This is a genomic window from Rheinheimera sp. (assembly GCF_037442525.1).
Taxonomy (GTDB): domain Bacteria; phylum Pseudomonadota; class Gammaproteobacteria; order Enterobacterales; family Alteromonadaceae; genus Pararheinheimera.
Map to the genome: position 1 here is coordinate 1 of NZ_JBBIQD010000001.1, position 25,270 is coordinate 25,270.

Annotated in this window: 20 protein-coding genes and 1 tRNA gene; 6 read left to right on the plus strand and 15 right to left on the minus strand. The window is 51.4% G+C overall.

The genetic code is table 11. The annotated features are described in order from the left end of the window. Window positions 1–188 precede the first annotated feature (188 nt). The 4 genes from pgsA to WKJ03_RS00020 form a co-directional block, all read right to left on the minus strand. Window positions 189–731, minus strand: coding sequence for a CDP-diacylglycerol--glycerol-3-phosphate 3-phosphatidyltransferase (pgsA, locus tag WKJ03_RS00005; protein ID WP_337840096.1), 543 nt, complete (start codon window positions 729–731; stop codon window positions 189–191). 18 nt (window positions 732–749) lie between these two features. After that, complete coding sequence (gene uvrC / locus WKJ03_RS00010) at window positions 750–2,564, minus strand: excinuclease ABC subunit UvrC (RefSeq protein ID WP_337840097.1); 1,815 nt, start codon at window positions 2,562–2,564, stop codon at window positions 750–752. Window positions 2,565–2,570: 6 nt separating this feature from the next. Further along, a complete protein-coding gene (gene uvrY, locus WKJ03_RS00015; protein ID WP_337840098.1) occupies window positions 2,571–3,215 on the minus strand; it encodes a UvrY/SirA/GacA family response regulator transcription factor in 645 nt (214 codons plus the stop codon). A gap of 169 nt (window positions 3,216–3,384) precedes the next feature. Beyond that, window positions 3,385–3,475: transfer RNA gene (locus WKJ03_RS00020), tRNA-Ser, on the minus strand. 166 nt (window positions 3,476–3,641) lie between these two features. Between WKJ03_RS00020 and ansA the strand changes: the two genes are divergently transcribed. After that, window positions 3,642–4,655, plus strand: coding sequence for an asparaginase (ansA, locus tag WKJ03_RS00025; RefSeq protein WP_337840099.1), 1,014 nt, complete (start codon window positions 3,642–3,644; stop codon window positions 4,653–4,655). Between the two features lie 51 nt (window positions 4,656–4,706). Here the strand turns inward: ansA and WKJ03_RS00030 are convergent, their stop codons facing one another. The 5 genes from WKJ03_RS00030 to WKJ03_RS00050 all read right to left on the minus strand — a co-directional run bounded on the left by WKJ03_RS00030 (window position 4,707) and on the right by WKJ03_RS00050 (window position 10,828). Further along, the gene (locus WKJ03_RS00030; RefSeq protein WP_337840100.1) at window positions 4,707–7,403 is read right to left on the minus strand and encodes a DUF349 domain-containing protein; all 2,697 of its coding nucleotides are present in this window, start codon (window positions 7,401–7,403) and stop codon (window positions 4,707–4,709) included. Continuing rightward, window positions 7,390–7,668, minus strand: coding sequence for a DUF1315 family protein (locus WKJ03_RS00035; RefSeq protein WP_337840101.1), 279 nt, complete (start codon window positions 7,666–7,668; stop codon window positions 7,390–7,392). Before WKJ03_RS00035 ends, WKJ03_RS00030 begins: the two co-directional genes overlap by 14 nt. Window positions 7,669–7,670: 2 nt before the next feature. Beyond that, window positions 7,671–7,997 (minus strand): zinc ribbon domain-containing protein, encoded by a 327-nt coding sequence (locus tag WKJ03_RS00040; protein WP_337840102.1) that lies wholly within the window; start codon window positions 7,995–7,997, stop codon window positions 7,671–7,673. A 105-nt stretch (window positions 7,998–8,102) separates the two neighbouring features. Further along, the gene (locus WKJ03_RS00045) at window positions 8,103–9,230 is read right to left on the minus strand and encodes a M14-type cytosolic carboxypeptidase (RefSeq protein WP_337840103.1); all 1,128 of its coding nucleotides are present in this window, start codon (window positions 9,228–9,230) and stop codon (window positions 8,103–8,105) included. Between the two features lie 146 nt (window positions 9,231–9,376). Further along, entirely contained in the window at window positions 9,377–10,828 is a 1,452-nt protein-coding gene (locus WKJ03_RS00050) for a glyceraldehyde-3-phosphate dehydrogenase (RefSeq protein WP_337840104.1), read from the minus strand. A 167-nt stretch (window positions 10,829–10,995) separates the two neighbouring features. Here WKJ03_RS00050 and WKJ03_RS00055 point away from each other — a divergent pair, with 167 nt between their 5' ends. Continuing rightward, entirely contained in the window at window positions 10,996–11,796 is an 801-nt protein-coding gene (locus WKJ03_RS00055) for a DUF2989 domain-containing protein (RefSeq protein ID WP_337840105.1), read from the plus strand. On the opposite strand, the gene msrB is transcribed toward WKJ03_RS00055, so the two are convergent. The 5 genes from msrB to malQ form a co-directional block, all read right to left on the minus strand. Then, window positions 11,786–12,169, minus strand: a complete 384-nt coding sequence (gene msrB / locus WKJ03_RS00060) for a peptide-methionine (R)-S-oxide reductase MsrB (RefSeq protein ID WP_337840106.1) — start codon at window positions 12,167–12,169, stop codon at window positions 11,786–11,788. The two genes, WKJ03_RS00055 and msrB, sit on opposite strands and share 11 nt — an antisense overlap. An 87-nt stretch (window positions 12,170–12,256) precedes the next feature. Continuing rightward, window positions 12,257–13,786, minus strand: a complete 1,530-nt coding sequence (gene gndA / locus WKJ03_RS00065; RefSeq protein WP_337840107.1) for an NADP-dependent phosphogluconate dehydrogenase — start codon at window positions 13,784–13,786, stop codon at window positions 12,257–12,259. Between the two features lie 76 nt (window positions 13,787–13,862). Next, complete coding sequence (gene glgX / locus WKJ03_RS00070; protein ID WP_337840108.1) at window positions 13,863–15,899, minus strand: glycogen debranching protein GlgX; 2,037 nt, start codon at window positions 15,897–15,899, stop codon at window positions 13,863–13,865. Window positions 15,900–15,902: 3 nt separating this feature from the next. Continuing rightward, entirely contained in the window at window positions 15,903–18,080 is a 2,178-nt protein-coding gene (gene glgB, locus WKJ03_RS00075; protein WP_337840109.1) for a 1,4-alpha-glucan branching protein GlgB, read from the minus strand. Between the two features lie 126 nt (window positions 18,081–18,206). After that, on the minus strand, window positions 18,207–20,390 hold the full coding sequence (gene malQ, locus WKJ03_RS00080; RefSeq protein WP_337840110.1) for a 4-alpha-glucanotransferase: 2,184 nt from the start codon (window positions 20,388–20,390) through the stop codon (window positions 18,207–18,209). Between the two features lie 184 nt (window positions 20,391–20,574). Here malQ and gap point away from each other — a divergent pair, with 184 nt between their 5' ends. Both gap and WKJ03_RS00090 read left to right on the plus strand, forming a co-directional pair. Then, window positions 20,575–21,588: a type I glyceraldehyde-3-phosphate dehydrogenase gene (gene gap / locus WKJ03_RS00085; protein ID WP_337840111.1), complete on the plus strand. Its 1,014-nt coding sequence runs from the start codon at window positions 20,575–20,577 to the stop codon at window positions 21,586–21,588. Between the two features lie 64 nt (window positions 21,589–21,652). Further along, window positions 21,653–22,528 (plus strand): D-hexose-6-phosphate mutarotase, encoded by an 876-nt coding sequence (locus WKJ03_RS00090; RefSeq protein ID WP_337840112.1) that lies wholly within the window; start codon window positions 21,653–21,655, stop codon window positions 22,526–22,528. Here WKJ03_RS00090 and WKJ03_RS00095 read toward each other — a convergent pair. Beyond that, a complete protein-coding gene (locus tag WKJ03_RS00095; protein ID WP_337840113.1) occupies window positions 22,507–22,899 on the minus strand; it encodes a hypothetical protein in 393 nt (130 codons plus the stop codon). The two genes, WKJ03_RS00090 and WKJ03_RS00095, sit on opposite strands and share 22 nt — an antisense overlap. 289 nt (window positions 22,900–23,188) lie before the next feature. On the opposite strand from WKJ03_RS00095, the gene ccoN reads away from it, so the two are divergent. Together ccoN and ccoO are read left to right on the plus strand one after the other, a co-directional pair. Then, a complete protein-coding gene (gene ccoN, locus WKJ03_RS00100; RefSeq protein ID WP_337840114.1) occupies window positions 23,189–24,616 on the plus strand; it encodes a cytochrome-c oxidase, cbb3-type subunit I in 1,428 nt (475 codons plus the stop codon). 11 nt (window positions 24,617–24,627) lie between these two features. Continuing rightward, a complete protein-coding gene (ccoO, locus tag WKJ03_RS00105) occupies window positions 24,628–25,269 on the plus strand; it encodes a cytochrome-c oxidase, cbb3-type subunit II (RefSeq protein ID WP_337840115.1) in 642 nt (213 codons plus the stop codon). Window position 25,270: the final 1 nt, after the last annotated feature.

A 25,270-nucleotide genomic window follows, 5' to 3' on the forward strand; every position in this document is an offset into this window, starting at 1 on the left:
AACTCGTGACCTCGACCTTGGCAAGGTCGCGCTCTACCAACTGAGCTATGCCCGCTTTGCTATGGCCATTCGCCGTAACACGAGACGCATTCTACTGGTTTCTGTTTAGGCGTCAACAACAAATTCCTGCTTTCAAAACTGTTTGCTCAAAAAGTAGCAAATGCGCTGAAAATCAGGGCTTTTTCAGCTTATTTTGTCAACGCGGGCCAGGCGGCACGCAGGTAAGTCAACATAGACCAGATGGTCAGCAGTGTCGCTGCATAAAGCAGTACCAGGCCCAAATCAGTGATCCAGCCGACCGGCTGCCAAATCAGGCCAATCAACGCCAGCATCTGTGCTGCCGTCTTGTATTTACCCACTTCAGACACAGCAACCTGACCACGCTGCCCGACTTCGGCCATCCATTCACGCAATGCTGAAATCAGGATCTCGCGGCTAATCATAATAAAGGCAGGAATAGTCACCCACAGGGTTTGCATATCGACAGCAATTAATACCAAAGCCGCAGCCACCATCAGCTTGTCGGCCACTGGATCAAGGAAAGCGCCAAAAGGGGTCATCAGCTGCATCTTACGCGCCAGATAACCGTCCAGCATGTCGGTAATGGCTGCCAGCCAAAAACAGAAGGCTGCAAAAAATCGGGCGTAAGGAATGTCCGCATAAAAGCAGGCTAAACAAATGGGGATCAGGCACAAACGAAACACCGTCAATAAATTGGGAATATTCCACATGCTGCGTTACTTCTCGTTCTAATTTTGATGACAGGCCTGGTAAATCTTTTCGGCTTGTTGCCGCGAAATTCCCGGTACTGTGGCCAGTTCGTCGACTGAAGCTCTCAGCACACCCTGCAAACCACCCAGGTATTGTAACAAAGCTTGCCGGCGTTTCTCACCCACTCCGTCGATATTTTCCAATGGACTTTTCAGCAGATTCTTACCGCGTTTATTGCGATGCCCGGTAATAGCAAAACGGTGTGCTTCATCACGGATCTGCTGTATCAGATGCAAAGCCGGTGATTCGGCAGGTAAAGCAAAACCTGCAGGGTTGTCTGGCAAAATTAAAGTCTCCAGGCCTGGCTTGCGGCTGGTCCCTTTAGCGACCCCCACCAATAAGGGTTTGTGGACAAAAGTCCAACCGGAAAAAAACTCCACAGCCTGGTTCAGTTGGCCCAGTCCACCATCAATCAGGATAAGGTCGGGTATTTTGCTTTCATCCTGCAATTTGCCGTAACGCTTCTCCAGCGCAAAGGCCATGGCAGCGTAGTCATCGCCCGGGGTCACCCCTTCCACATTAAAGCGGCGGTACTCCGCTTTGTTTGGGCCCTGCCCGTCAAACACCACACAGGACGCAATGGTCTGTTGTCCCATGGTATGACTGATATCAAAACATTCCATGCGCTCCAACTGCACCAAGCCCAACAGCTCGCGCAGTTCGCGATAACGCACTGCCACCTGGTCCTTCACCGACAAGCGGGTGGCTGCTGCCAGTGCCGCGTTCTTTTGAGCCAAAGCCAGGTATCGGGCTTTTTCGCCACGCCGGGCGACCACCAGGCTGACTTTGCGTTGCGCCATATCAGAAATCGCTTGTGCCAGCTCAGTGTCATCCTCTACCTGCTGATTCAGCACTATTTCTTTGGGGACCATCTGACCGCCTGCCCCACTTAAATAAAACTGGGCCAGAAAAGACGGCATAATTTCAGTCGGGTCAGCATCGGCAGGCACTTTAGGAAAGAAGTTTTTGCTACCTAATACTTTGTGATCGCGAATAAACAGTACATGCACGCAGGCGATTCCGTGCGACCACTCCAGCGCTACCACATCCATTTCTTCCTGATCGCCGCTGACGTATTGCTGCTCCTGCACTTTACGCAGTGCAATGATCTGATCGCGAATACCGGCCGCTTTTTCGAAAGCTAAGTCCTGACTCGCCTGCTCCATAGTATTGACCAGCTGTTCAATCAACTGATGGCTTTTACCTGATAAAAACAAACTGGTGTTACGCACCAGCTCCGCATAGTCCGCATCGCTGATTTTGCCGACACAAGGGGCAGAACACAGCTTTAGCTGATATTGCAGACAAGGCCGGGTGCGAGCCCGGTAAAAGCCATCTTCGCACTGGCGGACAGGAAACACTTTTTGCAGCAGTTTCAGGCTGTCCCAAACAGCACCTGCACTGGGATAAGGCCCAAAGTACTGGCCTTCGATCTTACGCGGGCCACGATGACCACTGATACGCGGGTGTTTATGGTTAGAAATCAGAATAAAGGGATAAGACTTATCATCGCGCAGCAACACATTGTATTTTGGCAGGTATTGCTTGATCAGGTTATTTTCCAGGATCAGTGCCTCAGTTTCACTTTGAGTCACAGTAAATTCAACCTGACGGATATGGCTGACCAAAGCCCGGGTTTTAACCCCGGCCAGATTCTGGCGGAAATAACTGGATAAGCGTTTTTTCAGCTGTTTGGCTTTACCTACATAAATGACCGTATCTTTATGGTCCAGCATACGATACACGCCGGGTAAGTCCGGTACTGTTTTCAAAAAAGCTTTGGCGTCAAACATCAGCAGTTAAAACTTCGCAATATCAATCATGCCGTGGCGCAAGGCCAGGTGGGTCAGTTCCACATCCCCACTGATATCCAGCTTCTCAAACATGCGGTAACGGTAAGAGTTGACGGTTTTGGCACTGACATTGAGTTGCTCGGCAATATCATTGACTTTTTCACCGCGGGTGATCATCAGCATGATCTGCATTTCCCGATCAGACAGTTCATCAAAAGGATTGTTGCTGTTGCTGGTTACCTTGCTCATCGCCATTTTCTGCGCCACTTCGGCACTGATATAACGCTCCCCCAGGTGCACCCGGCGAATGGCCAGCACCACTTCGGGTGGCGCGGCATTTTTTGATAAAAAACCAGCCGCACCGAGCTGCATCACCTTGGTCGGTACCGGCTCTTCACAGGACACCGACAACGCGAGCACTTTAATATCCGGGCAATAATGTAAAATGCGTTTGGTGGCGGTCATGCCGCCCATGCCTGGCATATTCATGTCCATTAACACCACATCCGGCGTGTTTTGCCGGCAGAACTGCAGTGCAGTTTCCCCTGAACTGGCTTCGCCTATCACCTTGATGCCCCGCTCGTCCATTAGTATACGACTGATGCCGGTGCGAACCAGCTCATGATCATCCACTAACAATACTTTTATCACCAGAATTTCTCCGTGTTTGAAGGGGCAGCAAAGCCTCACTGAGCATAAGCAATAGCCACTCAAAGCTCAAGGGCAGTCGTTGAATTTGTGGCTAAGAACGGGTTGGAAAAATCTATTGAAAACAAAAAGATGCATAAACAAAAAAACCAGCATTCAGCTGGTTTTAAAGTGGCGGAGGGAGAGAGATTCGAACTCTCGGAAGGCTATTAACCTTCGCCGGTTTTCAAGACCGGTGCATTAAACCGCTCTGCCATCCCTCCGCGACAGGACTGCATCTTAGAGACCTCGCTTTTGGTTGTAAAGCGCTTTTCTGCATCGCCTGCACTGTTTGCTCAGCATTTGTGCAACCTGCTGAAAAATTGCCTGATTGCTCTGACAGTCCAGCCTTTACAGCGGTACAATAAAGAAAAAATCCGGATTAATTTGATGAATAAGAAGCGCATTTATGTCGCCTACACAGGCGGAACCATCGGTATGCAGCAATCCAGCAATGGCTTTGTGCCTGTGCCCGGCTTTTTGTCCGACACAGTGCGGGCTATGCCCGAGTTTTATCGTGGTGAAATGCCGGAATTTGATATTCATGAATACAACCCGGTGATTGATTCATCCGACATGACTCCGGCGCATTGGTCTGAAATAGCTGCAGACATTAAAGCCAACTATGCCGACTACGACGGTTTTGTCGTCCTGCACGGTACAGACACCATGGCCTACACCGCATCGGCCTTATCTTTTATGCTGGAAGATTTAGCCAAGCCGGTCATAGTCACAGGCTCACAAATTCCATTGGCGCAGCTGCGCTCTGATGGTCAGGTGAACTTACTGAATGCCCTGTATCTGGCCGCCTATTACCCTATTGCTGAAGTGGCCTTGTTTTTTAACAATAAGTTGTTTCGTGGCAATCGCGCCACCAAAGCCGATGCCGATGGCTTTGATGCCTTTGCCTCTCCGAACTTTCCGCCGCTGATTGAAGCCGGCATTCATATCAATCTGATTTCAGGCCATCTGACCTCGACTGCCGTCCCCAAGGCGCTGAAGGTGGCCGAAATCACACCACAACCTATCAGTGTCGTCACCTTGTATCCCGGGATCAGCACAGATGTGATCCGCAATATGGCGGCAGCACCGGTCAAAGCATTGATTATCAAGTCTTATGGGGTGGGCAACGCCCCCCAACAGCCGGCCTTGTTGGATGCACTGAAAGAAGCATCAGGCCGTGGCACTATCATTGTCAATTGCACTCAGTGCTTTAAAGGCAAGGTGAATATGGGGGGGTACGCCACCGGCAATGCACTGCGCTCCTGTGGTGTGATCAGTGGGTACGATATGACCCTCGAAGCCACCTTGACCAAGCTGCATTACTTGCTTAGCCAACCGATCAGCACTGAGCAGGTGCGACTCTTTATGCAACAAAGCCTTCGGGGAGAGCTGACACTTTAGCCTGGGCTGAACCACAAAAAAACCGGTCATCACCGGTTTTTTTGTATGCTATCAAAGCAGCGCCTGCCGCAGCTGTTTGACCAGGTCGAGCTCATCTGCACCTGGCATTCCCAGGCTGAGCCAGCGCTGCAGCAAAGCTTTCGCAGATAACTGCTGCCCCTGATTATGCTTTTCCGACAACAACAACAGCTGCACCTGAGCACGTTCTGCTTCGGAGCATAAGGCCGTTTTTCCTTGCACCAGGGCAATGGCCCAGGTCAGTTGGGCACGGCTAAACAGCTGCTCTGTTGGCTGTGTCAGCTGCTCCCGGTACAAAGCAGGCACCAGCTCTGGATCCTGCTGTTCCAGAGCAGTCAGTAGCTGCTCCAGCCCGGCATTGGCCTGACGCGCCATAAGGTCATCCAGCCGTTGTGTGATAGCTTGACGCAATTGCTGCTTTTTAGTGGCCAGCTCAGATTTCGCAGGCACAACAACAGCGGATAGCTGCAGCAACAACTGTTCCAGCTGTGCTGCACTCTGATCTTGCTGCCACTGGCTTTCCATTTCAGAAATTTGCTGCGAAGCCAAAGACAGCTCCTGCTGAGCCAGCTGTTCTTTCTGTTCGCGTTTTGCAGTCAGGGTGGCAAACACCTTGTCGCACTCTGCTCTGAATTCCTGCCACAAAGTCTGGTCCAGCTTGCCGGCAAATCCATGTGACTTCCATTGCTGTTGCAGAGTTTTGACCAAAGCAACAGCTGGGCCAGACTCCAGCTCAGATGCCGCTTTGGCCTGAACAATCAGCGACTTTTTCGCTTCAGCATTGTCGTGTTGCCATGCTGCCTGTCGTTGTCTGAGCACAGAGGTCAGTTGTTTTTGCTCTGCCGACAGCTGTTTATGCTCAGCTGCATCGACAGGGCCCAGAACGCGCCATTGCTGCAGATGACGGTTTAACCTGGTATCCAGCTCTTTGCCGGCTGGCAATTCAAGCAGTGTTTTTAGCTCAACAAGCAGCTGTCGTTTAGCGGCTGCGTTTGCAGCACGTTCAGCATCCAGTCTGGCAAAATGCTCGCGACAAGGCGCAAAGGCCTGCTCACAGGCCAGATTAAACGCCTGATTCAGCTCGTCCTCCAGCTCTGGCTGCGCTTTACCCAAACTGAGCCAGGCGGCTCTGGCCTGTTTGACCAAAGCCGCCCGCTGACCGACGTCGGTCACGGCTTCAGACGCCGCCTGTTGCATCTGCGCCACCAGTTCCTGTTTGCGCGGCGTGGCGATATAACTTTGCAGGTCGGTCAGTTCAGCTATCACCGCCCTCGCCTGTGCCATCTCTTTGTCCAGTTGCTGCTGCAAGGCAACTGGCCATTGCTGGTAATTCTGTTCTATGCCTTTGAGTAAGCCAAACAGCACATTAAAACGACCCGCCTGGTGCAAACGCCTGAACTCTGCCAGTTTGGCTTTGAGCTGTTTCAGCTCCCGTTCAACGCTGGCGGCAAAATGTTGCATAGGTTGCTGCCAGTTCTGTTGCAATTGCTGCAGCGCCAGCTGCAGGTGTTCAGGCACCAGAGCGCCCAGGTTTGCCGTGCTTTGCTTCCACTGTTTTTGCCATTGCTGGTAGCTGGAACTCAGCTGAAGGTACTGCGCCAAATCCGCGGGAATTGCTGTGCTTGACCAGTCGGCCACAAGCCGGGTCAATAATGCAAGTTGCTCCGCTTGCTGTGGCAGTTGATTCAGCTGTACCAATAACTGCTTCACCTGCCGTTTCAGTTCAGACTGAACAGTCACAGGCAACTGTTGCAGTGCCAGCTGGGTTGAAAAGTCCTGCAGTTGCTGTTGCAGATCCATCGCTGCGGTCAACTCCCCCTGCTGCAACCACTGCTGCAACTGCAGGCGAATGCGCTGCAACTCGGCGTCCAGTTGCTGTTGCAGTTGTTGCGCCTCCAGGTGCATAGCGGCAGCAGCTCGCTGCTCAGCCTGTTGTGCCAGCAGTGGTTTCCAGGCCTGCTCCGTCTGCTGTTTTATTTTTTGATACTTTTGTTCAAACTCGCCTGCATCCGGCAACAGCGACAACTCCGCAGCAAGGCCTTGCCATTCCTGCTCAAACTGCTGCCACTTTTTTTGCATTTGTTCCAGCGAGCCTTTTTCCCTCACACTGTTCAGCTTGGCCAGCACCAGCGCCACCTGCTTACGCAGCAATACAGGTTTCTCCCGTGCTTCAGCGGCCTGTTGCAACTGCTGCTTCAGCTCAGATGCCAAAGGTTCGTTCAGCTGACGACTTAATTTTTCCAGCAGCTTCGTATCATCAATCTGCTGCAACAACTGTCGCTTCTGTGCCAAAGTCAACAACTCTTGCTGCAGGTTTTGGGCGATCAGTTCGGCTTTATTCAGTCGTTGCAGAATGGAAAAACGCAGCTCGGCGTCTGGCTCTGACAACGCCAGTTTCTCCAGCACGGAGCTACGCTGACACTGCTCGACAAACTGGTGTTTTAAATGGCCAGAAATGCGGTTCTCCAGCACCATCTGGATCAATTGCTGCTCCGCATACTGTTTCAGTCGCTCGGCATTGTCCTGCTTACTGGCCTGCCACCATAAAGAGAACTCATTGAGTTTATCCAGTGCGGCACGGCGCACTGCTTCATGACCATCGTTAAAGGCCAGCTCATGCAAAATCTGTTTATGCTCTTGTGTGGCAGAAAGCTCGGCGATAGCCTGTTGCCGCACCGCAGCATCCTTATGCTGCCACTTCGGTGCGAACCAACGTTTAAAGATCATCATGGTTAAACCTGGCAATGGAGTCTGGAGACAATTCTTTTTTCATCTGGGCTTTGGATTTCACCACCATCTGGCCATCCGGGCCTATAGTGTACGGCTCATCTGATTTCAGTACATAGGCCTGATAGGCCATCACCAGTTGATGGGTCTGATCCTTTTGGGCGTCGCTCAAAGCCACCCCGTCGGCCCAACGGCCTGTGGCAATGGCATCCAGCAGGGACTGATAGGCGTCAGGCGAAAGCGAACTGACTAATGCTCTGAAATCCATAGTTAATTCTTACGTTTTAAATAAATAATCATGGCTCTGGCGGCAATGTACCAGAGAAAACCAACAGCAATGGCCGCCTGGCTGGCCTGTAACTGCCAGCTGTCCGGCTCAGACTGCCAGAAATACAACACACAAAAACCAGCCAGAAAAATAACCAGAGCCAGCATCGACTGGTTGATATAACTTTGCATCCGGTCGATACGCTTACGGCTGTTCAGCTCGTCAATCCGATCCGCGGTCATGCCGGTCATCGACAATTGACAGTGCGGACAGGATTGGCTTTTGTCAGAGATTTTTTTACCACATTGTGGACAGGCAATAATGGCCATAACGAAGGTTCCGAAGTTGAATTGGCAGCACTATAAAGTAAGCAGCGGACTTTGCAAGCAAAGGGGGCGGCTGACAACAGCACCCCGTCTGCCTGATTGTATGGTTTAACGCAGCTGGTCCACCACAGCAAGCACGGCCACTAAGGTGTCGGCACCCAACTTTATCGAACGCACATCAGACCAGCCATACGCCGGGTCTGGCAAGTTCGCATTGTCTTTAAATGGCATTTCCACCGTATAAGACAGGCACTTAAACTGTTCAGCGACCCAGGTGGACGCAATGGTCAGATTGGCCTGCCCTGGTGCATCCAGCTCATAGCCATACTGGGTCTGAAACTCTGGTGTGACGGCCAGCAGTGCCTGCTTAAACGACTGCTCCAGCTGTTGCATCCGTGAATCGTAGGATGGAACCCCTTCGGCACCAGCGACAAAGTTGTAAGGCAGGTTTTCGTCGCCATGGATATCCAGGAACATATCGACGCCAGTTTCCAGCATCTTCTGACGGACCAGATAAACTTCCGGGCTCTTGTCCATTGACGGAGTCTGCCATTCCCGGTTCAGGTTCACACCGGCTGCATTGGTACGCAGATGCCCCCGCACCGAGCCATCCGGGTTCATGTTAGGTACAATGTAAAACACCGCTTTTTCCAGCAAACGGCGTGACACTGCGTCATCTTCATCCAGCAGGCGGTCCAGCAAGCCTTCGACAAACCATTCCGCCATACTCTCACCTGGGTGCTGACGCGCGGTGATCCAGATTTTTTTCTTTTCTGCTGCAGGCTCGCCGACCACCAGCAAGGACATATCGCGACCATCCAGCGTCTCGCCAAGCTCGACCAGCTGGGCCATACCGCTGGCCTGCGTCTGATGCAGCAAGTCCATATGACGTTCGTAGCTGTAAGGCGCAAAATAAGCAAAATACACCGACTCGGCTTCAGGGTAATGGGTGATCACCAGCTCATCATTGAGGTACTGGGTTTCAACCCGGAACCAGTGTTCACGGTCATAAGACGCCACAGCCTGATAGTCTTTCCAGCCCCCTGGGTAGGCTGAATCTTTCACATTCACAATTCGCAGCGTGTGCGGTTCAAGACTGCTGGAGTTCAGCCGGAAATGGAACCACTGGTAAAAGTCTGAGTTGTTGTCTTTACGAATAGCCAGCTGAATATCCGCTGGCGAATCTGCTTTAATGACATCGATATTGCCACTGTCAAAATTGCAGGTAATTTTCATTGAACTGTCCACCTGATTGTTTGAATAGGCCACAGCGGGCCTGAAAGTGCCTGAATCATACTCTTTTTGAACGGTGCTTTGTAGTACCGGTTTATTGCAGCAATACGGATAACAAAAAGGCGCAGTTCACTGCGCCCTTGGTATTGTTACCTGTTGACAGGTAAGGTCGGGTAATTAATCCCGGCCATTTCATTCATCACCCGGATCACCTGAGTGCTGTAGCCGAACTCGTTATCGTACCAGACGTACAACACACAGCGGTCGCCATCCACAATAGTGGCCTGCGAATCAACTACACCGGCATAACGGGAGCCCACTAAATCGCTGGACACAATTTCTGTCGAACTGGTGAAATCGATCTGATCCTGCAACTCGGAAAACAATGAGGTCTTCTGCAGGAAGGCGTTCAGTTCGTCCCGGCTGGTTTCTTTATTCAGGTTCAGTGACAAAATCGCCATCGACACATTGGGCGTCGGCACCCGAATAGCATTACCTGTCAGCTTGCCTTTTAGCTCAGGCAAAGCTTTGGCGACCGCACTGGCAGCACCTGTGGAGGTGATCACCATATTCAGTGGCGCTGCACGGCCACGACGCTCAGCTTTGTGGTAGTTGTCAATCAGGTTCTGGTCGTTGGTGTACGAGTGCACTGTTTCTACATGACCATTGCGAATGCCGTATTCGTCCTGCAGCGCTTTGAGCACCGGCGTGATCGCATTGGTGGTGCAGCTGGCCGCCGACACAATGTGGTCTTGTGCAGTGATCATTTTATGGTTCACACCATAGACCACGTTTTTCACGTCACCTTTGGCCGGTGCGGTCAACAATACTTTGGCGGCACCTTTGGCTTTGAAATGAATGGCTAATTCTTTGTCATCTTTCCAGATACCTGTGTTGTCCACCACCAGCGCGTCGTGGATACCATAGTGGGTGTAATCCACCTGATCCGGTGAATCGGCGTAAATCACTTTAATAAAAGTGCCATTGGCTTTAATACCACCATTTTCTTCATCCACAGTGATGCTGCCGTTAAAAGGGCCATGAATTGAATCACGACGCAGCAGGCTGGCGCGTTTCTCCAGATCGCCTTTACGGCCCCCCCGCACCACCACTGCCCGTAAGCGTAGTTTGCTGCTGGGGCCAGAACGTTCCAGCATCAAACGGGCCAGCAGACGACCAATACGGCCAAACCCATACAGCACCACATCCACCGGCTTGATGCCATCGGCTTGATTCAGAATATCCTTCAGTTCACCGGCCAGGTACTGTGACAACTCCATGCCTTCACCTGCACCTTTATACAGGTAGGCGAAAGCCAGCTTACCAATGTCGACCCGCGCTGGAGCCAGGTCCATCTGACTGATGGCTTCGAGCACAGGGAAACTTTCCCGCAACCGCAGTTTGGTGTGTTCAAAACGCTCGACCGTTTTATGGGCTTTGATGATATCTATTGTTGTTGCGTTCACCAGCGGGCGGCCGTATACCACCACTTCAATACCTTTGTTCCGGTACAAACGGCCGATGATTGGCTGCATATTTTCGGCGTATTCCTGGCGTTCTTGCCAGCTGCGTTGGTACTGTTCTTCGTGGGATAAGGTCATGTTTTCGCCTTTTACGTCGTCTAGGGTCAGAGGTAAGCCAGTGGTCGTGCGCCACTTGATGGCCGGCGCATTGTAATTTAAACCGTAACCCTACAACAACAATTACAAAAAGATTTTTTGTTGAAACTTCGTTATGCTTGGTTCAGCTTATTTTTGCCGGATGCCCTATGAAAATTTTAGTTCCCCTTTCTCTCGTACTTGCACTGAGTGCCTGCTCAGAGACCGAGTTGAATGTACGCACTGTCTGTGAAAAAGATTCAGGGCTCTGCACTGATTTAAATGAAGATTCCCACTGTAATAATCAACGCCGTGATGTGATCCTCAAACGCTTTGAAGAAAAACGCCTGCCGTCCGACAATAACAAGTATTTATTGCTGAATGCCTTTGAAAAGTATTCCAAATGTATTGAACTGGCAGCCGGTATTGAACATATCAAACTGAAAGAAAAAACCACCTCGAGAATGCAGGGTTACCTTACCAGCCTGAATGAAATCAAGCGTTTAAGTGATGAAACAGTCTCATCCGAGGATCCGCGGTTACTGCACTACCACTGGTCGCGCAATAAAAGTGAAAGTCATCTGGAAAAGTTTTTGTTGGCAGAACAGCAAGGGCTGACTGAAACCCCGGAGCTGCAGCTGGCCCTGGTCAGTTACTACAGCAAAAGAGATATCAATAAAAGCATTCGGCTACTGCACCATGCTCTGGAACTGTATCCGGCCAATGCCTCTGTGGATCCGGAAATTTTTGCCTCACTCGCAACCATTTATTACAAAAAGAAAAACTATCCCGCGTCCTACCATTGGGCTTACCTGGCGCAACAGAGCGGAGCCTTCAACGTGGAGTTGCAGGAACTTAAAATTCAGCTGGAGCAAGCCAAACTGAACCACGAACAGATCCAGCTGCAGGCGGAGCAAACCCTGCAACAGCTGCAGCAGGGCCAGTACAAGGAAAAAGAGATCAAGGCTTAGGCTCAAAGTTCAGCGATACAGAATTTACGCAATAACGTTGGCCCGTCGGCGCCGGGCCATCGTCAAATACGTGACCCAAATGAGCGTCACAGTTGGCACAAAGAATTTCAGTTCTGTCCATGCCATGGCTGAAATCGGCCTCATACCTCACCCGCCCTGCGATAGCCGCGCTAAACGATGGCCAGCCGCAACCTGAGTCAAATTTGCTATCGGAACTGAATAACTCGGCATGACAACAGACGCAGTGGTAACTGCCGGTACTTTTGTTGTGCAGCAAGGCGCCAGTAAAGGGGTATTCAGTGCCTTTTTGGCGGGTCACCCTGTACTGCTCAGCACTCAATTGCTGTTGCCATTCAGCGTCGGTTTTTTTCATGTAGCCCCCCTGTGTAATGATGAGTCAGGTATACCTGAGCCCGATAAAAACCACGATCAAAAAAGGCCCAACAGGGCCTTTTTCCGGTTATTTTACTTTTTGCATCGGCCTGTCACTATGACTCCAGTCAACATGGAAAGTTTTGCCTTTGGCTTTGTCGGTACGTTCAAAGGTATGGGCACCAAAGTAATCACGTTGGCCCTGCAGCAGGTTGGCCGGTAAGACCGCAGTGCGGTACGAATCGTAATAACTTAAGGCTGAACTTAAAGCCGCTACCGGAATACCAGTGATAGTCGCTTCGGCCACAGCACGACGCCAGTTCGACTGATTCAGTGAAATTTGTTTGGCAAAGAATGGATCCAGCAGAAGGTTTGCCAGTTGATCATCACGTTCATAAGCCTGGGTAATGGACTGCAGAAACACTGCACGAATAATGCAACCCGCCCGCCAGATCTTCGCAATTTCAGCGAAATTCAGTTGCCAGCCATGTTCTGCTGCCGCCGTTTTCATCAGGTCGAAGCCCTGAGCATACACACAGATTTTGGCGCAATACAAGGCATCATGCAGTTGCTTAATCAGTTGCTCAGCCGTCTGACTGGTGCAGTGTTCCCGCACCGGGCCGGCCAATAAAGTTGAGGCCAGCACACGCTGCTCTTTTAAAGTGGAAATGGAACGGGCATACACGGCTTCGGCGATGGTGGGTGCCGGACACCCCAACTCCAGACTGCTGACGGCTGTCCACAACCCTGTACCTTTCTGACCTGCTTTATCCAGGATCACGTCCACCAGCGGTAAGCCTGTTTCTGAATCTTTGGTCGCCAGCACTTCCGCACTGATTTCCATCAGATAACTGCCAAGCGGCCCTTTACTCCAGTCTTTAAACACCGCACTGATTTGTTCTGCACTCATGCCAAGGGCGTCGCGCATCACCTGATAGACCTCGCAAATCAGCTGCATGTCGGCGTATTCAATACCGTTATGCACCATTTTCACATAATGGCCAGAACCACCAGGGCCAATATAGGTGGCGCAAGGTTCCCCTTCAGTCACGGGGTTGCCTGGCTCATAGCGCTCGATGGCGCGTCCTGTTTCCGGATCCACTTTGGCAGCAATAGCGCGCCAGACGGGTTCAATCCTGGTCCAGGCGTAAGGATCACCACTGGGCATCAGTGAGGGGCCAAAGCGGGCTCCCACTTCGCCACCGGATACGGCCGTGCTGAAGAAAATAAACTTGCCTTCAAAATGTTTTTCGCGACGAACTGTGTCGGTCCACAGACTGTTTCCGGTGTCGACAATGATATCGTCGGCCGCAATACCGGCATCAATCAGTTTCAGACAAACATCGTCCACAGGTTTGCCCGCTGGTACTGACAAAATAATTAAATGCGGTGCTTTGAGTTTACTGAGTAATTCGGTATAAGAACTGCAGGACAATACCCGGGCGGCTTTGTCACCCCGTTCAGCTTCATCCTGTGCCAGCACGCCTTCCAGTTTTTTATGGTCCAAATCAAACGCCGCGACCTTGTAGCCATGGTCAGCCAGGTTCAGGATCAGGTTTTTCCCCATGACACCGGCACCTACAAAACCGATATCGCATAACATGGAGCGGTCAGACATTTGATTTTCCTTTTAAAATCAGGCACTGCAAAAGTGGCCGGCATTATACTGGAAAACACAGGATAAAGAAAAAGCTCTATTCGCTCTTCAGGCTCCAGATGGACAAAGAACGGCCAGCCTGCCGGTAATTCTGGCTGGTCACCGCTGCGACGGGTTCGCCTGTGGCTGAACTGGTATCCAGCATCAAAGTCCAGGGATGTTCAGGTAGCTCCAGCGCAAGCTCCTGCTCCATCGGGTTCATCACCACCAGTAATTCTTTGTGGCTTGGCAGTTGCTCGATCACCAGTACCAAATACTGGCCGTTCACCTCTGACCAGTCCTGATCCTGCATGAGCACTGCATCCGCACGATACCAGCTGACATTGTGTTTAGCGCCGTGCAGCCGGTAATGGTCGTCGGTCAACGACAATTGCTGCAGGCAGCTGAATTGATGACGCAGTGCGATCATGCGGCAGACAAATTGATAAAACTGCGTGGCATGGTAATCCAAAGTCCAGTGCAACCAGCTGATGTCATTGTCCTGACAATAGGCGTTATTGTTACCTTGTTGGCTACGGCTTAACTCATCACCGGCCAGCCAATGGATCAGACCCTGACTGAGCAGCAAGGTGGCGACCAGATTACGTTTGTGTTGGTAGCGCGCCTGCAACACTTTGGCCTCATTGCTTGGGCCTTCAACCCCATAATTCAGGCTCAGATTATGGTTATGGCCATCCCGGTTCTGTTCTGCATTCAGCCAGTTGTGCTTGTCCTGGTAGCACACCAGATCATGCAATGTAAACCCGTCATGGTAGGTGAGACAGTTCAGGCTGCAGACTGCAGGTTTACGGTGCTTCTGGAAAATATCCCTCGAGCCCATCAGCCGGGTAGCAAACTCCGCCCGCCCTCCTGGCTGTGGCAACCAGTAGGCCCGGAAACTGTCGCGACTTTTGTCATTAATTTCGCTCCAATGTGCCGGAAACTGCCCCAATTGATAGCCGTATGGCCCAACATCCCAGGGCTCTGCAATCAGTTTCACCCGGCTTAATACAGGGTCTTGTGCCACTATCTGTAAAAACGCAGCGTGGGGTTCAAAGCGTTTATTTTCCCGGGCCAGTGTCACAGCCAGGTCAAAGCGGAAACCGTCCACCTGCATTTCGGTTGCCCAGTAACGCAGCGCATCCAGCACCATACGCTGCATCATTGGATGTGCCACATTCAGGGTATTGCCGCAGCCACTGAAATTGCTGTTGTGGCGGTAGTCGGTGATATTGGCATGACTTTCGTACAGGTAATACTGGCGATTGGCCAGACCACGGAAGCTCAGCAGGTAATCATCTCCTTCCGCGCTGTGGTTAAACACCAGGTCAAGGATCACTTCGATACCATGCTGATGCAGAGTCCGCACCATAGTTTTAAATTCAGTGACCGGCTCAGCCTGGGCATAACGCGCATCAGGCGCAAAAAAATTGACCGGGTTGTAACCCCAATAGTTGACCAGCTTGAGTTTTTCCAGCCGGGGCTCCGACATGAAACTGGTCACTGGTAACAACTGAATACTGGTGATCCCCAGTTTTTTGTAATGTTCCAGCATTACGGGGTGACACACCCCCAGATAACGCCCTTGCTGCTCAGCCGGAATATCCGGGTGTAATTTGGTCAGCCCCTTGACATGAGCCTCGTAAATAATGGTTTTTTCCCGGGCTATCGCTGGTTTTTTCGTGCCCTGCCAATCAAATGCCTGTTGCTGCAACACAGCTTTAGGCACCATGTAATGGCTGGCACTCTGGTACAAACGCTCGTTCCAGACCAAAGCGCGGTTCAGCTGTCGGGCATAAGGGTCAATCAGCAGACGCTCCGGCGCAAACAAGAAGCCTTCGTCAGGGCGCTGCGCGCCGTCTGCTTTTAAACCATACAGAGTGCCTGGCTGGATGCCCTGAACTTCCAGATGCCAGATATCGCCTGTACGGCCGGCAAAAGGCAGTTGGTGCAGCAGCTCTTCCGTATCCGGGCAAAACAGGCACAACCACAACCCGCTGGCTTCCGGGGCATAGACAGCAAAATTCCAGTTGTGCTCATCCAGAGCGCTGGCACCGAGTGGATAAGCCTGCCCGTAGTCCGAGTACAACTGCATCACTTACTCCGGCTTTCGTCTGATATACAAGGTCGATAGCGGCGGCAGATCGAGCCGCAACTGGTATGGGGACGAAGCCCCAGTTCCCTGTAAATCATCCAGCCGCAGGATCACCGGGTAATTACTGCCCCAGTAATAAGCGCTGTCAGTGTTCAGGATCACTTCGTATTCACCCGGCTCAGACACAGGCAAAGCATGACCATCACGTGGCACAGGAGTGAAATTGGCCACAACATACAAAGACTGCTGTTCAGCATCCTGTCGGATAAAGCTTAGCGTGCTGTGTTCACTGTCCTGATAATTCAGCCAGCGAAATCCGGCAGCTTCATGGTCCAGCTGATGCAGCGCTGTCACCTTGCGGTACGTCAGGTTCAGGTCGCGCACCAGTTGCTGAATACCTTTGTGTTTGTCAAATTCCAGTAAAAACCAAGGCAGTTGCTGGTTATGATTCCATTCGGTACCCTGACCAAATTCATTACCCATAAAATTCAGCTTTTTGCCCGGATGAGCGTACATAAAAGCGTAATAGGCCCGCAGGTTAGCTGCCTGCTGCCATTCATCCCCTGGCATTTTGCCCAGAATACTGCCTTTACCATGCACCACTTCATCATGGGATAACGGCAGAATAAAGTTTTCGTTATAGGCGTACACCATTGCAAAGGTCAGATCGTTATGGTGGTACTTGCGGTACGCCGGGTCTTTGCTGATGTAACGCAGGCTGTCATTCATCCAGCCCATATTCCATTTGTAACCAAAGCCTAATCCGCCCGCATCTGTCGGTCGGCTGACGCCGTTAAATGAGGTGGATTCTTCTGCGACCATCATAGCGTTCGGAAAGCGGCTGTACACTTCAGTGTTCAGCCATTTCAATAAGCTGATGGCTTCATAGTTATGATTACCACCGTCAATATTCGGGATCCACTCCCCTGCACGGCGTGAATAATCCAGATACAACATCGAGGCAACCGCATCGACCCTCAGGCCATCCACATGGAAATAATCAAACCAATACAAGGCACTGGCCACCAGAAACTGCCGGACATAGTCTTTGCCATAGTCGTAGATGCAGGAGTTCCAGTCTGGATGCCAACCTTTACGCGGGTCTTCATATTCATAAAGGCAACTGCCATCAAAACGGGCCAGCCCGTGGCCGTCCTCCGGAAAGTGGGCAGGCACCCAATCCAGTATGACGCCAATACCGGCCTGATGGCAGGCGTCCACAAAGGCCTTAAACTGGTCTGGTGTGCCATAACGTGATGTAGCAGCAAACAAACCCAATGGCTGGTAGCCCCAGGACCCTGTGTAAGGATGTTCCATCACAGGCAACAACTCAATGTGGGTATAGCCCATATCCAGCACATAAGGGATTAGTTGATCAATCAGCTGCAGGTAAGTCAGAGGTTCATTTTTGTTGTTGTATTTCCACGAGCCCAGATGCACCTCATAAATACTCATCGGCTGGTGATAGCTGTCTGCTTTACGCTGCTGCCAGCGCTGATCCTGCCACTGGTATTTGCCATGATCGTAGACCAGAGACGCATGAGACGGATACTGCTCCGCAGCAAACGCCAAGGGGTCAGATTTATGCGGCAGTAAATTACCGGTACTGTCTTTAATTTCGTATTTATAGCGCACGCCAGCGGCGATTTCTGGCATAAACAGCACCCAATGCCCGCATTCGGTGCGCTGCATCGGATGGCGACGGCCATCCCAGTGGTTCATATCGCCAATCAGGCTGACACTGGACGCATTCGGCGCATAGACAGCAAACCGGGTGCCTTTAATCAGGTGTTTGTCCTGTTCAAACTCAACCAGCTGGGCCCCCAACTGAAGGTACAGGTTCTCTGGCAGCGAATTGACATAATGCACAGCGTAGAACGCCTGCTCACGAAACTGATAAGGGTCGGTCAGCACATAACTATGGCCAGAGCCAAGGGTCACCTTCAACTGATACAGGCAGGTTTTACGCTTGCGTGGCAATTCCAGTTCAAACAGCCCGTGCAATTCAGCACACTGGCTAAAATGCCCCAAAGACTTCGCCGTACCGAGCTCCAGGGCTTCCACCTGAACCGCATCTGGCAGGTAGCAGCGTAATAACAGCCCCTTGCTTTCGCCGCTTTGCCAGGACAACAACGAAAAAGGATCAGCACACTGAACCGCAGCGAGTCGGGCAACAGACATAAAAATTCCTTGTAAATCAGCTAAAAAGACAAGCTTCTTTTGAGTTCAAAACACAAGAGTCTTGTTTAAGATACCAAATCAAAATAAAACTGCCATCTACAGATGGCAGTTGTTTGGCTATTTTTATCAGGCGTGGCGTAACGAGGTCAGCTGTTGTAGCAGCGTTGTGATGTCTTCCCGACCAGCCAGCTGTTCCAGTGTCATGGTTAATTTGCGCCGCCAGTTTGGGTATTCGTCGCTGGTCCCAGGAATATTGACCGGCTGAGTCATTTCCATCCAGTCTTCCAGTTGCAGACACAATAACTGACTGGCCCCTTTGGCAACATGCCGCTGAATTGCATGGCTGAGTTCAGTGGTCATGCCAACCTGATCCACCTGACTGGCGAAATCAGGCCGCAACATCGCATGGCCATGCAAAGAATCCAGAATACGTTGCTTATCCTTGTGGCGGGATGCAAATAAGGCAGGTAATTGGTCATCGCGATACAACCCGACTTTTTTACCCAGCTCCAGATCGCCACAGTGCCAGTAGCCAATCAGGGTGGGCATATCATGCGTGGTTAAGGTCGCCATCGCCTGCACCGGGTAATGTGCCGGCGAAATATAACCGCCGTCTTCCGCTTGTTCAAAGAAGAACACCCGGTACGAATACATGCCATATTCAGCCAGTATTTCACGAATACCGTCGGGCACTGTGCCCAGATCTTCACCAATAACCACCACCTGATGGCGCTGAGATTCCAACGCCAGAATGCCCAATAAATCCTGGATTGGGTAATAGATGTAAGCGCCTTCCCCGGCACTTTCTGCCCCTTTGGGTACCCACCAGAGCCGCAGCAGCGCCATCACATGATCAATGCGCAGTGCTCCACTGTTTTGCATATTGGCACGGAACAGTTCAATCATGGGGCGGTAGGCCTGACGGAACATCTGATAAGGCAGCATTGGCGGTAACCCCCAATTCTGACCTTTAGGGCCCAGAATGTCCGGAGGAGCTCCTACACTGGCGTCGCGGCAATACAGATCCGGATTGCCCCAGATCTCGGTCGAAGCCTGGCTGACACCAACAGCCAGATCACGGTACAACCCCACCAGCATTCCCTTGTCTTTGGCCAGCCTTTGTACTTCAGCCAGTTGTTCACGGGCCATAAATTGCAGATAGCAGTAAAAATCAAGCTCGTCCGCATGGGCTTTGGCAAAAGCCTGTACTTCTTCGCTGTCCGGACGCTGGTAAGCTTCAGGCCAGACAGGCCAGCCCCAGGCATGTGGGTCCTGTTGGATCAGATGGGCATGAATCGCATCATACAGCGCCAACTGTAATAAACTTTCACCACCCTGTTGTTTAAATACAGAAAATGATTGCGCCAGTTCTGCACAGTCGGCCTGATGCTCCATAAACCAGTGATACAGCGCTTTTAAAACCGGCAGCTTCAGTGCCGTCACATTTTTATAATCGACCCAGTCGGTTGCACGCACAGCATTCAGCTGTTGCATAAAACCGGGCGCGGAGATCAATTGTTTTACCTGCTGGCACTGGTCAAAACCGGGTAATGAGGTCACCGACAGGTAAATGATGTTCAGCCAGCGTCGTGACGACGGGCTGTAAGGGCTGGCCGACTCTGGCATCGCCGGATAAAGCGCGTGAATAGGATTCAGGCCGATAAAGTCTGCGCCCTGTGCCGCCAGATAATTCACCAGCTGTTTTAAATCCGCAAAGTCGCCAATACCCCAGTTTTGCTCAGAGCGGACACAGTACAACTGAACGGACACGCCCCACTGCTTTTGCGTTTTAAACTGAGCAGGCTGATAACAGGCCGACGGCACAATAATCAGGCTTTGGCTGTAGCTTTGCTGCTCCAGCGTTAACTGCAACTGGTGATAACCCAGCTCCAGTTGCACCGGCAAGGTCCATTGGTACTGCTGAAACTCCTCGTCATCCAGCACCGTGACATGATTCAGCTCTGCATCGTCAGTCGCCACCAGACTAAACTGATGTTTCTGGCCTGCCTCTGTGGTGAGCTGCAGCGTCAGCGGCTGATTGGCCTGGGCAATCGACAGTTTGATCTGCACCTGAATGTCCTGCCCGGATTTTTGTACTGACACCGGATCAATCACCTGTTGCCAGATGTCGAGCTGCCGATCCAGCAACTGTTCTCTGGCCAGTTCATCGTTGTCTGTGGCAAAGCCCTGGGCGGCCAATAAGGTCAGCAGGTTGTGTTCCTGCACTTCGGCTTCATTTCCCCAGGCGTCGGTAAACCGGGTTTCAATTCCGCAAAACGCGATCAAATCAGCCAGCAAAGTTTTATCCATAAAGGCTCCAGCAATATGACTCTATTCAGTCTGGTAAAGGATGAGGGCACCACTAACTACCACAGTCTACTGCAGATGCAAGAGCCTGAAGCAGAAAATACGAATGCATAGATTTATTTGGCTTGAAAAACACCAAGAAAAATGTAATTTTATTACAGAATTAAATTACATTCCGGGGTGAGTGATGACTATTCGTGTGGCAATCAACGGTTTTGGCCGTATCGGACGCAACGTTTTACGTGCTTTGTATGAATCAAACAAAAACTACGATATTAAAGTCGTGGCCATTAACGATTTGGGCGACGCCGCTATTAACGCCCATTTACTGAAGTACGACACGGCTCACGGTATTTTTTCCGCCGACGTCAGCCATGATGACAAAGCTATTTATGTCAACAAAGACGAAATACAGACCCTGAGCGAACGCAACCCGGCCAATTTGCCGTGGAAAGAGCTGCAGATAGACGTGGTATTGGAATGTACTGGTTTATTCACAGACCGTAAAACCGCAGGTGCCCACTTGGAAGCTGGCGCCAAAAAGGTCATCATTTCGGCACCGGCCAAAGATGTCGATGCCACTGTGGTCTATGGAGTGAACCATGACGTCATCACGGCAGATATGACCATCATCTCGAACGCATCCTGCACCACCAACTGTTTATCGCCGGTCGCCAAGCCATTGTATGAAGCTCTGGGTATTGAATCTGGTTTGATGACCACCATTCACGCCTACACCAACGACCAGCGACTGAGCGACGTGTACCACACGGATGTGCGCCGTGCCCGTGCGGCGGCCATGTCGATGATCCCGACCAAAACCGGAGCCGCTGCCGCCGTTGGCTTGGTGGTTCCGGCATTAAAAGGCAAATTCGATGGTCTGGCCGTGCGGGTTCCGACTCTGAACGTATCACTGGTGGATCTGACCTTCATCGCAGGCCGTGAAACCACGGTGGACGAAGTGAACGACATTATCCGTCAAGCGGCTGCATCTGCCCCAATGAGCCAGGTGCTGGCTGTCAATGACTTACCTCTGGTGTCTGTCGATTTTAACCACAACCCGATGTCATCCATTTTTGATGCCACTGAAACCCGGGTGTTGGGCCGGCTGGTCAAAGTTATGGCCTGGTATGACAATGAATGGGGTTTCAGCAACCGCATGCTGGACAACACAGTTGAACTGATGAAATTCGGCCGTTAAGCTGTTTATCTATCCGAAAGGCGGCATCAGCCGCCTTTTTTAATCGCTGAACACCGCAGTTTTTATGACGGAGCATCAAAAAGTGCTTGCCCAAATTGAACCTCTGAATGGTTTTGCCCATTTAGCCGAGTTGCCTTGCCTGCGTCTGGCGCTTGGCGACGCCACGGCAGTCATCAGTCTGTACGGCGCCCAACTGCTGTCTTACCGGCCTGATGGTCAGACTGAATTGCTCTATCTGTCTCCAACTGCCGAGTGGCGCAACCAGACGCCGATCCGCGGAGGGGTTCCGGTTTGCTGGCCCTGGTTTGGTCCTGCCGCCCCAGGCTTTTCACAAAACAATCCGTCTCTGCCAAGTCATGGCCTGGTCAGAACTCAGTTGTGGACAGTCACGCAGCAACAGGTTGATGCGGATCAGGTGACACTTAGCCTGCAACTGGCGCTGCCCGCCCAACTTTGTTTTCATCAGGGCTTGTCGGTCTGTCTGACCGTCGTTTTAACTCTGGATTCGCTGCGGATTGAACTGCATTCACCAAGTCAACCGCTGCAACAGGCAGCATTGCACAGCTATTTTTCGGTGCAGCAACTGGACAAAGTGCAGGTCAGCCCATTAAAGGGTCATTACCTGGACAAGGTCACCGGCTCCAGGGCAGAGCAACACAGTGATATAGTGCAGTTTGAGGCGGAGACAGACAGAGTGTATCTGGACACTGCAGCCGAGCTCAGCTTGATCACAGGCCAGTATCAGCTTCAGCTTCGTCAGCAAGGCCATGATGGCAGTGTGTTATGGAACCCCTGGCAAGACAAGGCAAAACGTATGGCAGATTTACCGGACCTGGGCTATCTGGACTTTGTCTGTGTCGAAACTGCGCGGCTGGATCTAAAGGACCAAAGCCCTTTATGCCTGATACAGGAAATCCGTTATTGCCCCCAGCGGGAATAAAAAGGCAGGTCAAGGCGACGCAATTGTCCTTGTGGGGTGACCAGCTGCAACTGCAATTGCCATTGCATCGCCGGGTCAGAACAGGCCCCCAGCACAAACTCGGCGTTATAGCCACCGGCATGGTGCTGCAGACGCAGCGGGATCTGCCCCATCGCCATCGACAGCCCGACAATTTGCGCCTGTTGCAGTTCAAATCCGGCAGGCAGCTGCACCTGCAGCTGTAACACCTGCTCCACCAACACAGGTTCAGGCCCAAGTGTCACCACGACGCCGTCCTGCTGATACAAAGTGGCCATACGACTACCCTGCTCAGCAGCATCAGAACAGCCCAGCAGTAACAAAACTGACATCAGCCTACAAATGGCGTTCATCACCAGGCTCCGGAAAAAGTGGGTTTTTAGTGTATAAAAAAAGCCATCACTGATGCAAAAGCTTGTTGTGATTGGTCATTTTGCAACCAGCACCTTTGTTCTACATCATAAAACCAGCGCTTTTGCCTATCTTTTTCAGGTCAAAACTTTTATTATTCAGCCCCAAAATGACCTAGGCTTTTTCAGGGTGCTGGCCAGTCCAAACCCTGTCAAACCAAAGTCAACAATAAGAAGGGTCACCCTCGGGTGAATTTTTAACCAAACGCAATAAACTGCAGCGGAACTCAACATGAGCCAGACCAAATCGTTAAATGTTGACTACAACTACACCGTTGTCCGCCTCTTCGCCGTCACCACAGTGTTGTGGGGTATTGTCGGTATGGGGTTGGGTGTTTTTATTGCAGCCCAGTTATTCTGGCCTGCTTTAAACTTTGACACGGAGTGGTTAACTTACAGTCGTCTTCGTCCTCTTCATACTAACGCGGTGATCTTCGCGTTCGGCACCAGTGCCCTGTTTGCGACCTCCTATTATGTGGTCCAGCGCACCTGCCAGGTCAGGCTTTTTGCCGAAAAGCTTGCGATGTTCACCTTTATCGGCTGGCAAGCTGTGATTATCGCTGCAATTTGCACTCTGCCTTTTGGTATCAGCCAAAGCAAAGAATACGCCGAACTGGAGTGGCCGATCGACGTGCTGATCGCCGTCGTCTGGGTTTCGTATGCGGTGGTGTTTTTTGGCACCTTAATTAAACGTAAAACCAGCCATATTTATGTAGCCAACTGGTTCTATGGTGGTTTTATTATCACGGTCGCTGCTTTGCATATAGTTAACAGCATGGTGGTCCCTCTGACCTTAACCAAGTCATACTCCATTTACGCCGGTGCAGTCGATGCGATGGTGCAGTGGTGGTATGGTCACAACGCGGTAGGTTTCTTATTAACAGCGGGCTTCCTGGGTATGATGTATTACTTCGTGCCTAAACAAGCAGGCCGTCCTGTGTACTCTTACCGCTTATCTGTGGTGCACTTCTGGGCGCTGATCGCGCTGTACATCTGGGCCGGTTCTCACCACTTGCACTACACTGCACTGCCAGACTGGACTCAGTCCGTTGGTATGGTGATGTCAGTGATTCTGTTTGTGCCAAGCTGGGGTGGCATGATCAACGGTATTATGACGCTGTCTGGTGCCTGGCATAAGCTGAAAACTGACCCTATCTTACGTTTCCTGATCGTGTCTCTGTCTTTCTACGGCATGTCCACTTTCGAAGGTCCGATGATGGCCATCAAATCAGTAAACGCCTTGTCTCACTACACTGACTGGACCGTAGGCCATGTTCATTCTGGTGCCTTGGGCTGGGTCGCCATGGTGTCTATCGGTGCTATTTACCATTTGATCCCGAACGTGTTTAATCAGGGCCGGATGTACAGCATCAGACTGATCAATACCCACTTCTGGTTACACACTGTGGGTGTGGTTCTGTACGTGGTCGCAATGTGGATCAGCGGCATTATGCAGGGCATGATGTGGCGCGCAGTCAATACAGACGGCACCCTGACCTACAGCTTTGTGCAGTCGCTGGAAGCCTCATACCCCTTCTACCTGATGCGTTTTATCGGTGGTTGTTTCGTCGTGACCGGCATGCTGGTGATGGCCTACAACGTGGTCAAAACAATCAGAGCCAAAGAAGGTGCTCTGGAACCCGTTGCTGAAGCTGCCTAAGGAGCCCCATCGTGTCTAAGAACCATCACGAAAAATTTGAAAAAAGCGCTGGCTGGTTAGCTATTGGTACTGTTGTTGCTATCAGTTTCGGCACTTTAGTGGAAATTACCCCACTGATCTTTTTGAAAGAAACCACTGAACCTGTGGACGGTTTAATGCCATACAGTGCACTGCAGCTGGAAGGCCGTGACATTTTCATCCGCGAAGGCTGTACTAACTGCCACAGTCAGATGATTCGTCCGTTCCGCCATGAAGTAGAGCGTTATGGCCACTATTCTGTTGCCGGTGAAAGTGTCTGGGAACACCCTTTCCTGTGGGGTTCCAAACGTACAGGTCCTGATCTGGCCCGTGTCGGTGGTCGTTACAGCGATGACTGGCACCACGCTCACCTGATGGATCCACGTTCTGTTGTACCTCAGTCCAACATGCCAGGTTACCCCTGGTTGGACCGGAATGTTCTGGACGGCAAATTAACAGCGAAGAAGATGGAAACCTTCAACCTGTTAACCAAAGGCAAAATGCACCCGAACGATGAAGATGGCGTGATGTATTCCGCTGACGACATTGCCGGAGCAGAAGAAGCCGTCAAGGGCAAAACAGAAATGCAGGCCCTGATTGCTTATCTGCAGTCACTGGGCACAGCGTTGAAGTAAT

Bases quoted from the DNA above. Each gene is read 5' to 3' on its own strand.
- WKJ03_RS00050 (WP_337840104.1), bottom strand. From the start codon at position 10,828: ATGACCTTATCCCACGAAGAACAGTACCAACGCAGCTGGCAAGAACGC.
- WKJ03_RS00090 (WP_337840112.1), top strand. From the start codon at position 21,653: ATGACGGAGCATCAAAAAGTGCTTGCCCAAATTGAACCTCTGAATGGT.
- ccoN (WP_337840114.1), top strand. From the start codon at position 23,189: ATGAGCCAGACCAAATCGTTAAATGTTGACTACAACTACACCGTTGTC.
- WKJ03_RS00045 (WP_337840103.1), bottom strand. From the start codon at position 9,230: ATGAAAATTACCTGCAATTTTGACAGTGGCAATATCGATGTCATTAAA.
- gndA (WP_337840107.1), bottom strand. From the start codon at position 13,786: ATGTCTGACCGCTCCATGTTATGCGATATCGGTTTTGTAGGTGCCGGT.
- malQ (WP_337840110.1), bottom strand. From the start codon at position 20,390: ATGGATAAAACTTTGCTGGCTGATTTGATCGCGTTTTGCGGAATTGAA.
- WKJ03_RS00095 (WP_337840113.1), bottom strand. From the start codon at position 22,899: ATGAACGCCATTTGTAGGCTGATGTCAGTTTTGTTACTGCTGGGCTGT.
- glgX (WP_337840108.1), bottom strand. From the start codon at position 15,899: ATGCAGTTGTACTCGGACTACGGGCAGGCTTATCCACTCGGTGCCAGC.
- WKJ03_RS00030 (WP_337840100.1), bottom strand. From the start codon at position 7,403: ATGATGATCTTTAAACGTTGGTTCGCACCGAAGTGGCAGCATAAGGAT.
- msrB (WP_337840106.1), bottom strand. From the start codon at position 12,169: ATGAAAAAAACCGACGCTGAATGGCAACAGCAATTGAGTGCTGAGCAG.
- WKJ03_RS00055 (WP_337840105.1), top strand. From the start codon at position 10,996: ATGAAAATTTTAGTTCCCCTTTCTCTCGTACTTGCACTGAGTGCCTGC.
- WKJ03_RS00035 (WP_337840101.1), bottom strand. From the start codon at position 7,668: ATGGATTTCAGAGCATTAGTCAGTTCGCTTTCGCCTGACGCCTATCAG.
- uvrC (WP_337840097.1), bottom strand. From the start codon at position 2,564: ATGTTTGACGCCAAAGCTTTTTTGAAAACAGTACCGGACTTACCCGGC.
- gap (WP_337840111.1), top strand. From the start codon at position 20,575: ATGACTATTCGTGTGGCAATCAACGGTTTTGGCCGTATCGGACGCAAC.
- pgsA (WP_337840096.1), bottom strand. From the start codon at position 731: ATGTGGAATATTCCCAATTTATTGACGGTGTTTCGTTTGTGCCTGATC.
- glgB (WP_337840109.1), bottom strand. From the start codon at position 18,080: ATGTCTGTTGCCCGACTCGCTGCGGTTCAGTGTGCTGATCCTTTTTCG.
- ansA (WP_337840099.1), top strand. From the start codon at position 3,642: ATGAATAAGAAGCGCATTTATGTCGCCTACACAGGCGGAACCATCGGT.
- WKJ03_RS00040 (WP_337840102.1), bottom strand. From the start codon at position 7,997: ATGGCCATTATTGCCTGTCCACAATGTGGTAAAAAAATCTCTGACAAA.